The organism is Pseudomonas sp. LS-2 (assembly GCF_003605735.1).
In the GTDB taxonomy this organism is placed as follows: domain Bacteria; phylum Pseudomonadota; class Gammaproteobacteria; order Pseudomonadales; family Pseudomonadaceae; genus Aquipseudomonas.
The window spans coordinates 51,691-65,345 of record NZ_QXTJ01000004.1 but is presented as its reverse complement, the minus strand read 5'-3'; the positions used below and the strand labels follow the sequence as shown (position 1 = coordinate 65,345).

The 13,655-nt window shown below is 55.0% G+C and carries 11 protein-coding genes; 4 read left to right on the top strand and 7 right to left on the bottom strand.

Going from position 1 to position 13,655, the window contains the following annotated elements:
- Positions 1-471: 471 nt before the first annotated feature.
- The 6 genes from D3M70_RS03895 to D3M70_RS03870 all read right to left on the bottom strand — a co-directional run bounded on the left by D3M70_RS03895 (position 472) and on the right by D3M70_RS03870 (position 4,937).
- Positions 472-1,128, bottom strand: coding sequence for a histidine phosphatase family protein (locus D3M70_RS03895; RefSeq protein ID WP_120124585.1), 657 nt, complete (start codon positions 1,126-1,128; stop codon positions 472-474).
- Positions 1,129-1,249: 121 nt separating this feature from the next.
- Positions 1,250-1,774 (bottom strand): ProQ/FinO family protein, encoded by a 525-nt coding sequence (locus D3M70_RS03890; protein WP_120124508.1) that lies wholly within the window; start codon positions 1,772-1,774, stop codon positions 1,250-1,252.
- Positions 1,775-2,373: 599 nt separating this feature from the next.
- Positions 2,374-2,742: a hypothetical protein gene (locus tag D3M70_RS03885; protein ID WP_120124507.1), complete on the bottom strand. Its 369-nt coding sequence runs from the start codon at positions 2,740-2,742 to the stop codon at positions 2,374-2,376.
- 208 nt (positions 2,743-2,950) lie between these two features.
- Entirely contained in the window at positions 2,951-3,346 is a 396-nt protein-coding gene (locus D3M70_RS31650) for a hypothetical protein (RefSeq protein ID WP_133306430.1), read from the bottom strand.
- 277 nt (positions 3,347-3,623) lie between these two features.
- Positions 3,624-3,962: a hypothetical protein gene (locus D3M70_RS03875; RefSeq protein ID WP_120124504.1), complete on the bottom strand. Its 339-nt coding sequence runs from the start codon at positions 3,960-3,962 to the stop codon at positions 3,624-3,626.
- 213 nt (positions 3,963-4,175) lie between these two features.
- On the bottom strand, positions 4,176-4,937 hold the full coding sequence (locus D3M70_RS03870) for a hypothetical protein (RefSeq protein ID WP_120124502.1): 762 nt from the start codon (positions 4,935-4,937) through the stop codon (positions 4,176-4,178).
- 277 nt (positions 4,938-5,214) lie between these two features.
- On the opposite strand from D3M70_RS03870, the gene D3M70_RS03865 reads away from it, so the two are divergent.
- The 3 genes from D3M70_RS03865 (at position 5,215) to D3M70_RS03850 (ending at position 9,447) form a co-directional block, all read left to right on the top strand.
- Positions 5,215-7,428, top strand: a complete 2,214-nt coding sequence (locus tag D3M70_RS03865) for a KAP family NTPase (protein WP_165869730.1) — start codon at positions 5,215-5,217, stop codon at positions 7,426-7,428.
- 216 nt (positions 7,429-7,644) lie between these two features.
- Positions 7,645-8,040 carry a hypothetical protein gene (locus D3M70_RS03860; RefSeq protein WP_120124501.1) on the top strand — a complete coding sequence of 132 codons (396 nt, stop codon included), beginning with the start codon at positions 7,645-7,647 and terminating at the stop codon, positions 8,038-8,040.
- Between the two features lie 711 nt (positions 8,041-8,751).
- Entirely contained in the window at positions 8,752-9,447 is a 696-nt protein-coding gene (locus tag D3M70_RS03850) for a hypothetical protein (RefSeq protein ID WP_120124497.1), read from the top strand.
- Positions 9,448-9,603: 156 nt separating this feature from the next.
- Here the strand turns inward: D3M70_RS03850 and D3M70_RS03845 are convergent, their stop codons facing one another.
- Entirely contained in the window at positions 9,604-10,602 is a 999-nt protein-coding gene (locus D3M70_RS03845; protein WP_120124496.1) for a tyrosine-type recombinase/integrase, read from the bottom strand.
- 507 nt (positions 10,603-11,109) lie between these two features.
- Here D3M70_RS03845 and hrpB point away from each other — a divergent pair.
- Positions 11,110-13,632: an ATP-dependent helicase HrpB gene (hrpB, locus tag D3M70_RS03840; protein WP_120124494.1), complete on the top strand. Its 2,523-nt coding sequence runs from the start codon at positions 11,110-11,112 to the stop codon at positions 13,630-13,632.
- Positions 13,633-13,655 lie beyond the last annotated feature (23 nt).

Genomic DNA, 13,655 nt, shown 5'->3' with positions numbered 1-13,655 from the left:
CGTTAAGCTTTCACCCTCAAGTATATTTCGCATGTAATTGGTTGAATGTGAGTGGCAAGGGACATTTTTCATTACTCCACGTTAGCTGTGAACCTTAGGTCGGAATAAGTTCAGAATTCTGTCCTGTCAAAGCTGGAGCAGCAGCGCGAATTCCTGGAGGACGCCCTCGAAACCATGGCAATCTAATCCGAGATCAGCAGCTTTAAGACGAAGTGGCCCCTTGTTGCCAATGACTGATGATATCAGCCTATAAAACGCAGACAGGGTGAAGCAAGGGGCGACGTGCGCAGCGTAGACCGAATCATTTTCGGCAGCCTATGACGGGCGAGCGTTTCAGAAATCTTGGATCTTGTTTGATGTGTAGGCTGGAGTTCCGAGCGGTGTGCGGCGCTCCGCTCAAGGTGGGCAAGCGGAGCGCGCAGACGCGAGGATGTCTGCCCGCAGGGCCAAGACGCCGTCAGGCGGCTTGGTTTACGACAGCCGTGCTCGCAGAGCCGCGCCCTCAGCATCCCTCGATGTAAGCCTCCAACCACTATCACTTTGTCCGTACATGAGTTGGTACCCACCACAATTCTCCACGTGATTTGCGATCTCGTACTCTCGCCAATCAGTCATCGCTTGGCTGTCGATCTCCGTAGACTGTCGCTCGATGAACCAGGCCACGGCATTGATGAACTGCCCATGCGAAAACACCACGATGTCCTTCGACGGATGGGCCGCAAGTCGCCTCAGAAGCGCCTGTGCCCGCGATACAAACTCAAAGAATGACTCAGCTCCATCACCGTCAACAAGCGAGGGATTGGCCTGGTTCCAATACTCCTTCACCCAATCCCGCCGCTGAGCCACCGTGGTATTCACGCATCTCGCAGGCTCTAGGTAGGTAAACTCCTGAACCGGCCAAGTCTCCATAGGCACAGATGGGAAGGCGCTCACCGTGAGCTGAGCGGTGGACAGAGCACGAGAAAATGGCGAAGTGACAATCAAGTCTGGAGCATTGGCGAATGAATGGGCGACTCGGCGAGCCTGGTCAACGCCCTGCGCAGTGAGAGGAATGCTCGCGTGATCCTGAGTAGCGGCACCGGCGTTTGCTGCACTTTCACCATGGCGGATTAGCCTGACCGATTTCATCATTTGCCATAATCTCAGAGAGGCGATTTGGGGTCATCAACAACGAAGACACGATCAGCTTCGTTTCGCGGGAGCATCAAGCTTCTCTGGCTCAACGGAGGCGTGCTTGGGGACGTGGTACTTACCGCGATTCTGTTGAGCCGTAACCCGGATCCGTGGCGGCCTCAGACCCCGACACCGAAGGGGTAGCCTTAGCATTCGCACGATGTCGTCGGTCTTGGCCTCGTTGCCGCGCAGCCCGGTGTTTAGCATGCATAGCTTGTGTCGCTGTCGCAACGCCAGCTGGTTGACCACTCAAGTCCAAGCGCGGCGCACCCTCCAACATGCAGGCCCAGTACCGCTTTCCTCTGCACCAAGTCGAGATACCTAGTTTCAGCTGCTCACTGGTCAATCCGAGTAGCTCCAGGTGCTGCTCGGTATCCTTGAGAATGCCTTGTTTGAGCGGAACCTTGGGGGCAGGATTTATAGGAAAGGCCGATGGAAAATGCTCCTGCAATGACCGGATTGCTTCTACGGCTGGATCTTGGCTGTGAGGCTTCGCCTGCGGGAAAGACTTACGCTTGGGGTGTTTCGCGCGTTCGACCTTTTGGGGCTCGTTTTCAGCCCGTAGACGGTCACGTAGCTCAGCTAGGTGTTTAAAACCCATCGTTCTATTCACTGTTTCTAGGTTGATTGCGTGGCGCAAGGATATTGCATGCACGCCTGGGTCGCAGCAGAAACAGGACACCCTGCTAATCGGCGGGCTCCAAGTGGCCCATGACCGGATTGACTGAGGGATTCGCTTGGCAGGCCCATCTCGGTCAGACGTCTGAGCCCATGAAACTCAACTGCTGGAAACGATTCGCGCCGGAAGTGGCCAAATCAGTAAGCCCCTAAGATCGAGCGTCGATGACCACGAATGAATGTTGGGTTTATAGACGGAGAGCATGGGCACTCGCATTTTGCCTGTGGATAGCAGGCGCAGTGCTGATTGGTTATGCCCACATAAGTCTTCCAAGCCACGGGTGGGGAGTCTGGATGAGCTATCTGATGTACGTCCTGGAATTTTGGTACCTGCTAGGGCTTGGCGAAATGCACAGGTGGTTTTACAGCTGGTTTACCCGAGATTTCGAGTAGGACAGTGCATGGGGCCTGCTGGCTCTATGCCGAGCTTTTAAATGCTCTCTAGCAGGCCTACCAGGGAGCTGCACATGCATGTCGTTGACTTCACCCCCCATGACGTTGGCAGTGCCGCCAACCTCTTACTTACTGGAGTACGAGTTCAACATAACTGGACTCTCCACCGCCGCTGGCACCAGATAACCAAGCCCAAACAAACGATAGAGTTATGCGGCCAGTCTCATCAACATCGACCTTGCCACGAGATCGCCCAGAAAGGATCTCTCCATCGATTGTGATGCAATGGAAAAGCAACTCGAAAGTGTTCGGGCCTGTCACATGACCCACCTGATGTCCTGTACGGATCTTCCCGCCCTTGTAGGTGCTCGTGATCGCAGAGCCATCAACCTGATACTCAAACACGGTACCAGCTCCTGATAGGCCTTGGGCATTTCCAGCGACCTGAAATCTACGGTTCTGCAGCAGCTCGGGGACTTGAGAAGGGAGGGCTGTCATTAAAGATGTATCCATCAATTGAGATAAGGGGAGTTCCGTTCCTCGCTCCCCGTACCTCTTCGTAGGGCCGGCAGATGCGCATTACGCGGGTATTTTGTAAACAAATGCCCGCATGCAAGGGGGTGGAAGCGCGGTCAGCTACGTGGGCATTCTGGTCAACAACTGCCGTTCGCTATGGATGTAGCCTAAATGTCGGCAGGAAAGGAGGTTAACTGTTGGGGGCATGCGTACCGGTGCCATGTTCATCGCACAGCGTGCTGATCCAGCGGCCCTTCGTTTGTCTGCCTAGAGCCCCGCACTGTTCGCAGGTTTTCAGGGAATGCTGTACCGCTACATCCACTGCTCCTTCGCAATACCGGTCGCCACCATCGTAGAAAAAATGCAGCTCCCCGAATTTGGATTTGATCTGGGCAACGGTGACGGGGGTGACCTCGGGGTGCCGCTTAAGGTACGCCTGCAGCGTATCGCAAAGAGACAGCAGGATTCCCCTCCACCCAGGATTACAGTAGATGTCGTCAACGGCGGGATCAGAAAAGAGCAGCGGATATCGTTGCCTGAACTCTTCGACGGTGATCTCGGGTAAGGCAGTGGTGGGCTGATTCATAATGACCAATCGTGAGCAGGAATTTGCGTACCTGGGTGAGAGCGAGGCACGACGCGGGATTATTCATTGTGCATCAGAGGCGAATGATCAGCCCAGCGCTCAGAGTCGTCATGGGAGCATCCAGACCTGGCAACCTTGGTATCCTTCAAAGGCAAGCGGAGCGCGCAGGCCGAAGGCCGCAGGTGTAATGGATGGAAGCCCAGAGGGCCAAGACGCATGGCGGCTTGGTTCACGACAGCCGCCCCGGGCCGGGGACACCAAGAACAACATTTTCCCATCAGAGCGCTTTCAGCATCGTCTCCAACGTTTGAAGCTCCCATGTGCTGAGCAGCGCCACAGGGTCAGTCCCAAAACGATCACCAGGATCAAACGCCCAGCGCTGCCCATATGGACTGACTGCTTCTTCGCAGTAATCCAGCGTATCGCAATCGTTGTACAGCGTGATCCGCCAACCCTCGACATCCACAATGAAGTGGCATGCATAAACCTCATCCCATGCTTGGCTACCTACCTTGCTCATTGTGAGCCGGCCAAATGAAACCTCGCGTAGGATCTGGCAGACCTCCCGCGCCGTGAGTATTGAGAACCAGGTAGGTGATGAGTCGTTTACAGTCATTGGTGGATCTCACACAGGTGGGCAGCACTATCCTCATCTACGATGCCACGATCTGGAGTGAGCCGCGATGAATGACGATGATTTGATGGATCGGGAAGGCGTCGCGTATCAAGCAGGCGATTGTGTAGAGCTTGCCCTCCAAGCTCCGTTATCGCCCTATGATGAATAGAGTCGACAGCAGCCTAAGGAGTGGCTGCAAGTCTGCAAAACTTTTCAAGCGCCAGGGCCGAAAATTAATCGCCTAGCGTCGACCTTGGCACGTGGCCGGAGATTCATAATCATCAGATAATAGGCTGCTAAAGCTTGGCTGTCCGGTGTGGGCTTAGGCTGGAATGGTTGAAATTCGGAGATCCAACACAACATGTCGACAGCCGTCAGCGTTTTATAAAAATTGATGGAATACCCATAGTCCGCATCTGAGTAGGCGCCATGCAGAATCCCGTGACGATTCGTTTTATCTGGTAGGGGGTAGCTACTGCTTTCCTCCCAGAAATAGTTTTTTAGGAAATTCAGGAAGGCAGTCAGCATGGACTCAACCTCCTGGAAATCACCTGTCTTCACCGTGTTGGTTCGCTCGATGGCGCATCCGACTAACGCGACGAATTTTTGCTTCGTTTTTTTCTTGGCGCTGATGCCGTGCTGCAGGCTGAGCTTTACAACCACGCCCTCTATCACAGGCATGAGCCCTGCTACCGCGACGTGGTTGAGGCCTAGCAGATGCGCTTCTATCGCTTCGCTGATCGTCTCTGCATATAGGTTTACCACCTTGGTATGGGCGTAGCGAGAAACGACCATGGCCGCTAGGTGGCCTGGAGTGTAAATCTGAGATAGCACTACGGTCAGCTTCTCATCCATGTCTGCTGGCGCTTGGCGCAGGATCTCAATAAGCTCTCCGAGCATGCCCATGTTGCTGAATGGGGGAATCATCAATCCGTGACGCCCCAGCTCTTCTGCATAACTGTCTAACGATCCCATCGGCGGCTCCTTACTATTGATCTTCCAGCATTGGCCAGTCCTACGCAGGAGGGCTGATCGCCTGCGAATGGTCTTGGCACCACGAGCTCAGGCAGTGGCATGGTTACTGGAGCCGTATGCATCGTCGGTGCAGCGAAATGAGTCTGCTGGATTTAAGCGTCCGAGTGAAATGCAACCTTTAGCATTATTCGGGCGCTGATGGAATCGTACCGGCTCCTCGGACTAAAAAGGGTAATAAGCTCTCCTTGTACATGATCTTAAAGGAACCATTGATCCGATGTCGGAAAGCATCAATCACATCGAGCGGCAAGACCGCGCCATCGAAACGCCTGAGTCTGATGCACTGGAGCGGGGCCCTTTCATATCCAGCTTGGTCAAGACGCTCGTTCACACTGACTACACCACCACTGGTGAGGTAGATTCAAGACGGGCCACTGGATTCGTGGTAGGGCTTACAGGTGAATGGGGATTGGGTAAGTCAAGTGTTTTGAATCTACTCGAGCATGAGCTTAAGCAGATGAAACACGTGGCCGTAGCGACGCTGAACCCATGGTTATTCAAGGGCCGAGATGAGGTGGTCGAGGCGTATTTCAATGCTTTGCGCGAGGCGCTTGGCTACACCGCCGGTGAAAGGGCACGAAAGCTGCTGGGTCAGTTGGCGCGGTACAAAGCCTCCATTGAGCTAGTGGGCGCTACAACCGTTGGTGTTATTGATGCGGTGGTTGGTGTCGGCACGGCATCGACAATGACTAAATGGCTGCTAAAACTTGTTCGGTTTCTGAACAAGCCAAAGGAGTTGTTGGCGAGCGAAGAGCGTAAAAACCTCGAGGCGAAGCTAGCAGAGGCCAACATCGCTGTTGTGGTACTGATAGACGAATTAGATCGCGTCGAAGATGAGGAAGTCCGTGCGGTTGCTCAGCTCGTTAAAGCAGTAGGGGACATCAAGGGGATTTCCTACCTCGTAGCCTACGATCCCGCCCGTGTGACTCAGGCTCTGGGAAAAGGTACCACCTCGGAAGAGAGGCAAAAAACGGGCGAAAGCTACCTTGAAAAAATCATCCAGTTTCCCATTCCGTTGCGCCCTCTTTTTGTAGACGACGCCCGGGATCTGCTGCTTCATGCCATGCGGAGCAATGGGGTGGAAATGCCCACTGGCACGCTGGCTTACCAAACAGAGATTTTTAATCAGCTGCTTAGGGTCATCCGTACACCTCGGGAGATCAAACGGCTGGTCGGGGCATTTGCCGTGCTGGAGGAAATCGTACGAGGTGAGATCTGTCCGTTCGACGTGCTGGCATATAGTTGGTTGGTTGCCAAGGCACCAAGTCTTCGTGGGCTTATTGCTGACAATGTAGGCCAGCTTGTAGATGATCCAAGCGTCGAAGAGATGCTCGCCCGTCAGCGCCAGCGTCACCTAGCTGTCGCAAACGGAAAAGACACCACGTTGGTCGATGTTCTTGGGGCTTCTGCGTCAAGTCATCTTGAAATCTTGCAGCTGCTATTTACCCGGTTCAACACTGGTCGCCAGCGCTCAGTGGAGTTGTTCGATGGCCACCGGCTTGCCAAGCGTCGAAATCTAATTCGGCTACTTTACCTCGGTAATCCTCCAGGACATTTCTCGAGAGCCGATATCGAAAGGCTCTGGGCGCTCACCACTGTGGATGAGTTGGACGCAGAACTTAGACCACTGAAAGCAACCGGGCAGCTTGGGCCTTTGTTGGATCGAGTCGGAGACTTCTCAGCAAGCTTTCCCGAGTCGAGTGATGGCATCTTCTGGGTGGCTCTTGGTCGAGTTCTCGTCAGGGAAAATGATTGGATTGTGGGAGAAGAGGTAGAACGAAATCTGGTGGATGATGCCGGTGCCATCCTTTGGCGGAATGCACGAGACGGTGCTGACGGATCTAGGCGTTTCAGGCACATCGTAAACACATTGATCGAAGGGGGAGACCTCTTGCTCGCCCCTTGGTTGCTGAGAAAGCATCTCTTCGCTCACGGGCTTACTTCCCATGGTAGTCAACGTAGAGGTGATTACATTTTTGAAGAATCCGAGACTCTAGCGCTACGCGATCTGGAGCTGCCTCGTTACCGCGATGCTGTTGCGGATGGTACGGTGTTGAGAAAGCTCCCGGACACAGAATTGATCTTCTGCCTGGTGAACGGCAGACACTGGGATTCGGAGCTCAGGGAAAATTTTACGTCGCAGATGGATCGCATGGAGGCAATCACATCGTTCGCAGCGCTGATGATGCCGCCTGGCATTATTTGCGAACATAACACTCTGGATTTGATGGTTGAGGCAGACGCTGTCTTGAAAAAGTCCAACGCACTTCTGCGAGAAAATGGTGCGCCAGAGTCCGGATGGCTGGCGTCCGCTGTTCGCCGACTTCGCGCAGCGCTTGCTGGTCGTGATATCCATTCAGCGGGAGCGCTTAGAGACGATTTCGACGATGAAGAAATGCCCACCTCCAAGGACAACGTCAGTGATGCTTGAGACGATGTGAGACGCCTCCGGGCCGCTGATGGTGTGTCGTATTCCCCGGCGCGGACGTTTCAGTAGAAAGTGGCATCCCCACTTTTCGGGACGCCCCGACTACGTGCGCCGCACATCTACTGGGGGATGTGTCGGGAGATGATTAAGGTAAGCCGGCCTTTATCGCTTGGAAATTCCGGCGAGCACCTACGATGCCACGATCTGGAGTGTGCCGCGATGAATGAAGATGATTTGACGGATCGGGAAGCGCTGAGAAGGAAAGCGCTGTGGACGCTCGCTCACCTAATCCCAGGAGATCCAAGTGCCGCTCCCGTGATCGATGCACTTGACGACGTTGATACCCGAGAACGGCTCGACAATTTGTCGGTGCTATGTCTCGGGGACGTCCGCGCCAACGTTCAGTCCGAACCCCACCGTCTTGGCCGGCGCATCATTCGTGACTCAAGCATCCCACAGCCGTGGCGTGAACGCTTCCTGCGTGCGAGCGTAGGATCTACTCGTGTTGCGGAAGGAGCCTACTCAGCTGATTGGGAAAAGTTTCTGCAGGAATGGGAGGCTGAAATGCGATACCTGGAAAAGCATCGTTTAAGCCGGGCATCGGGTACTGATTAAATCAGGATTCCCAAATAGCTGGGGACAAGGGCACTGTGACCGAGGGAGTGAAAGCTATCCACTGACAGTAACTTGCGAGCTGACGAGGTAGGCAAGCGGAGCGCGCAGCCGAAGGCGAAAGACGCGAGGACAAAAGCCCGCAGGGCCAAGACCATCGGGCTTGGTTAACGATGGCCGTCCCCGTGAGGGGCGCGCAAACTATCTACGGGGCTATCGTTTAACGAATTGTTTGTACAGCTCACGCCCAGCAATGATCTGGTCTCGAATTTCTTCAGGATCGATCCTCATGCCCCCTTCTGGCGTGACGTGCAGTGTCTTAAGTGAGTTCGCAGCTGCGATGAATTTCCGCTCTTCTTCCTGCACCCAAGCTGGGCGCTTATCTCTGAAAAACCATCCCATCATCCACCTCCACAAAACCCTAGTGCCGAGTATGGATGATAGAGAATGACAAGCCTAGCTCCTCACATCCCAGGATCATCTTTAAGGCAAGCTCCTCCAAGAGCGCGCTCCGGTCAGAGGTTTGCGTTCAATTAGGCCGTATTCCGTCAACTTGGGTTGAGACAATGCGATCCCTGGTCATGATGATCGGTATTTGCTGGCTTGCTGATGGTTTAGGCTGTGGCAACGTAGCTCAAGTGACTTCCCGCACTTACTATTGAAAGCCAGGTAGGTGAGCGGTGCGGGTAATGGATTCAATACGGAGATAAGCTTTTGACGGACACGCTTAGCGAGGCGGTACCCGGTGCTGCACATTCTGGATACAGGAGGTTTCTGCGCATAGAAGCGGCGACGCTCATCGCAGCTAGCCTCGGCGCCTTCACCATGAGTGGCTACGCGCATTTGGAGAAGTATTACCAGACGCTTAACATCTCGATTGATCGGCTGAATTTTGGAGCGCAAAAGTACGCAATCTACGGTGGAGCGAGCATCGTTTCGTGGATAGCGGCCTTTCTTTTCGGCATCGCAGCAGCGCTGCTGATCGCTGTCATGCTGGCCCTACTCGAACGACCAGGTAACCAATCCCCGAAACCCCAAGCTCTGCCTTCATGGATGGCTAGGTTCGTGACTCGTGCCAGTGAGCTCAGCACGCCGTTGAAGATCACTGCAGCGGCTTTAGCTATCGCTGCCTTTTCGCTGATTTCGTGGTATCTGACTATGCAAATACCCTCCCAAACCGGTCGCAAGGCAGCGCTGACTACAGCCTCGAAATGCGCGGAACGGACGCTGATATACAAAAATCTGGATCGGATCCAGGCATGCCAAATTGCCGAATCTGATGACATGCTCTTCTTGCTCAAACGTAGTCACGTCGACAAGTCGAGTGTCTCGTTCCATACCTTAGAAGTCCCCAAAGAAGGATTGCTAAAGAGTGAAACTCAGGAAGAGGAATTGCGCTTCGATTCATGAGTGAAGGCGGTGGGCGCATTTTAGATGCTGCGAAGGGATGGATTTAACATTAAAGTCAGGGTCTTGATCTATGGTCATGCCGCCGGCGTCACCGGCGGCATGGTTCACGGCAGCCGCGTTGGAAGAACGTCGCCCCTCCCACAAGGATCAGCTTTCTTATGGGTGGCTACGGTCAGAGGGATTCTCATCGCCCGAGATGTAATAGCGCAACGTGTCCGTCGAAACATGGGCTGTCATGAACTGGATCACCTCAAAATACGAATGGTTCACCTCGAGAGACACAAGAATCCTCCGGGCTTCTGAGGCTGATTTGGCCTCGCTGTTCCACCTCGAAAGGATCCTGCGGAGCTCGGCAGTGGTCATGTGGCTTTCAGGGTTGCGCTTCGATCTGAACAAGTAGTCTCCTGGCTGCAGACTTTCCTTGAGGATATGTCCCCTAAGCCAGTAACCGATACCCACCGCTGTTGGAGAGTACCTCCAGCCGACATCCCGCTCTTTATGGATCGGAATCGAAAACAGATGGTCGACTTCAGCTGGTTTGCCGACCTTCAATCCGACGATTTCCAACATCCTGAGTCCTGTGAACAAAATAAGGCTCAACAGGCAGATATCACGGAGATCTCCTTCTTGTTTCACTAACTCCCACAGGCTTTTCCCTTCTCGGCTCAATTGCCCTTTTGCGGAAACCAAAGCGGAGCGAAGTGATCGTCCCGGTGGCATGGGCTGTTCTGGAGCCGATGGCTGATATTCGTGGGCGCCGAACTCATTGGGCTGCTCAGCTAACCGAGGCGTTGGCGCAAATGGAACAGCCTTCGAGAAGACCTTGAGCTGATTCAAGGGCAAGGACTTAACAGCCTTGTCGACATCATCAGAGGAAATGCCGGATGCAGACTCACCGTTGAGGTAGGCGAAGACAGCCGTATTGATGCCGTCAGCGACCTCAGCCAAGGTTGGAACGGATTTATGAGACGTGCCTTTTTCTGCCTCTTGCGAGAGGTCGTGATAGTCGCGATAGCCAAGCCCCTGTGACAAAACGTCTTGCAATGTCATAAGTCGAACAGGGGGCGAGGCAGGCCAGTTTTGCTGAAGCACTCGTGCGATCAGCTTGAAGCCGCGATTCTGGATCAGGTCGGATTGAGCGATAGGGACGCGCATAGCGATCTCCAGTCAGAGTGTCGGCTGCCGTCTGACCATCGTCGAAAGCTTGCGATAAAAGGAGTGTAGCTACTTGGCGTTTGCGTGCCGACCGCTCGATCCAAGAACATCGAATGGGGAAAACTTAGCACAAAGTCGTACTCTGTCTAGAGCAAATCTTTGCTGATCCGACAAGGATCGCGCTTGGTTCTGGAGGTTGGCTACATTGGTGATCGCAGAAGGGGCATGGAAGAGTGTGTCGACATGAGTTCGCTAAAGGGCTTCGGCCCCCTAGTGCTTCACTTGAGTAGGGCTTGATCGCGGGACTGCCTCATGCGCTCAATCTCAATCTCTGACCTGCGGTCTGTGAAAAATCCTAGCCAGAGTGCATTGAGCAAGCTCATGTGCCGATCCTCGTGAGGCGTTGAACCATGATCCTCAGCTTAGCCCACTCACACTGGTGAGAGGCAATCGGCGCCGTCCTAAAGTCGATCATAGGTATACTTCCCGACCAACCCGGGAGCCACCATGATTGCGTTACCTATCGATGCTGCCCTGCCAGCTCTCCTTCAAGCCCTCCAAGACCGTGATGAAGTCGTTCTCCAGGCCCCTCCGGGTGCCGGGAAGACCACTCGCGTTCCGCTCGCACTGCTGAAAGAGGAATGGCTGAACGGCCAGACGATAGTGATGCTCGAGCCGCGTCGGCTTGCAGCTCGAGCAGCCGCTGAGCGAATGGCTGCAGAACTAGGCGAGAAGGTGGGAGAGACTGTCGGTTACCGCATTAGACTGGAAAGCAAAGTGGGGCCAGATACCCTCATCGAGGTGGTCACTGAGGGCATTCTTGCTCGCCGTTTGCAGGCTGATCCCTCCCTTGAAGGCGTAGGTCTGGTCATCTTTGACGAATTCCACCTTCGTAACTTGGACGCCGACTTGGCCTTGGCACTTACGCTCAATGGCCGAGATCTGTTTCGGGATGACACGCCGCTGAAGGTGCTCCTGATGTCGGCAACGCTCGAAGGTGAGCGGCTTTCTAGAATGCTCGATGACGCGCCAATCGTGACCTCTGAGGGACGAATGTTTCCTGTCACGACGGTTTGGGGATCGCCACTCCAGCCTTCCGATTACCTTGATCAGGCTGTCGTTTCGAAATGCCTGGATGCCTTGGACGAGCAGGGCGGTAGCCTGCTGGTCTTCCTCCCTGGCCAGGCAGAGATAAGGCGTGTCCATCAAAGCCTCCAGGATCGCTTGGGAGATCGGAGCGACATTCTGCTGTGCCCATTGCACGGAGAGCTCGATTTGAGTGCCCAGCGCGCGGCAATCGATGCAGCGCCGGCTGGCAAGCGGAAGATCGTGCTGGCCACCAACATCGCCGAGACCAGTGTGACCATTGAGGGGGTTCGTGTGGTGATCGACTCAGGTCTTGAGCGCGTCCCGCGATTCGACCCCCGCAGTGGCATGACCCGTCTGGATACCCAGCGAATCTCGAAGGCGAGTGCTACTCAACGTGCTGGCCGTGCAGGTCGACTTGAGCCTGGCATCTGTTATCGGTTGTGGTCGGAGACGCAAAACGATCAACTACCTGCTTACTCCGCTCCCGAAATCCAACAGGCAGACCTTGCCGGCCTTGCATTGCAACTGAGCAGATGGGGTGTCACGCCCAGCGAGTTGAGCTGGTTGGATGCTCCGCCAAGCGCTGCCTACTCGCAGGCCTGTGACCTGTTGGTACGTCTGGGGGCGCTGGGTGAGGATCGGAAACTCACCAGGCATGGCGGTGACATGGCAGAGCTGCCAGCGCATCCTCGTATTGCCCATTTGCTTCTACGTGGACACTCACTCGGGCTAGGTAAACTCGCCTGCGATATGGCCGCGTTGCTCGGAGAGAAGGACATTCAGCGGGGAGCAGGAGCCGATATCCACAGCCGTCTCGAGATTCTCAGCGGAGAGCAACGCGCCCAGCGTAACGAGAAGGGCAGTGTTCAGCGCGCTCGCCGTCTGGCGGCTCAGTACCGATCATTCCTGCGCCAACCTGTTTTGAACCCGCTCGCAGATCCGAAGCACCCAGGATGGGTCGGGGCGCTGCTAGCTTTCGCCTACCCTGACCGAATCGCTCAGCAACGTCGTGATGGTGGCTCCGAGTATCGTCTCGCCAATGGCCGGGCTGCCTTGTTCGTTGAGAGCGATGCGCTGATGAAGCACCAGTGGCTGGTAATCGCAGACCTAGGAAGTCGCCAAGGACAGCGTGAAGAGCGGATCTATCTCGCGGCAGATCTCGATCCAGGGCTCTTTGAATCCGTACTGCAGGAGCAGGTTGCTCAGGTAGAAGAGCTGGATTGGGATGAGCACGAAGGTGTGCTCAAAGCTGAACGACAGCGTAAGCTGGGTGAGCTCGTCCTGTCGTCTGCGCCCCTGGCGCACCTGGATGATGATCTGCGTGCCAAGGCCCTCATCAACTATATCCGGCGTAAGGGTCTAGAACTGCTGCCTTGGACACCCGAGCTACGACAGTGGCAGGCCCGCATTGAGCTTCTCAGGTGCCTGGAGCTTGAGGAAAAAGGCGAGTCTCATTGGCCAGTTCTCAGCGATCAGGCTCTTCTGGCGTCCATGGCCGAATGGCTTACGCCGTATATCGGGAAGGTTACGAGGTTGAGTCATCTCGGGCAGATTGATTTGACGACAATCCTGCGTACTCTGCTGCCATGGCCATTGCCACAGCAACTCGAGACGCTGGCACCCCAAACGATCCCGGTGCCATCAGGGTCGAACATTCGCATCGACTACGGCGAGCGGCCACCAATCTTGGCTGTCCGGCTGCAGGAGCTGTTCGGGCTTTCGGACACGCCTCGAGTCGCCGGCGGAAGGCAGGTGCTCAAGCTTCATCTGCTGTCGCCTGCCCGGCGCCCCGTGCAGGTTACCCAAGACTTGGCGAATTTCTGGAAGACGACCTACTCGGAAGTCAAAAAGGATCTAAAGGGCAGATACCCGAAGCATTTTTGGCCTGATGATCCGTTGGTCGCGGAGGCTACATCCAGGGCAAAGCCTAGGAAAACCTGATGTTCAACGTTGCCGCAGGGCCG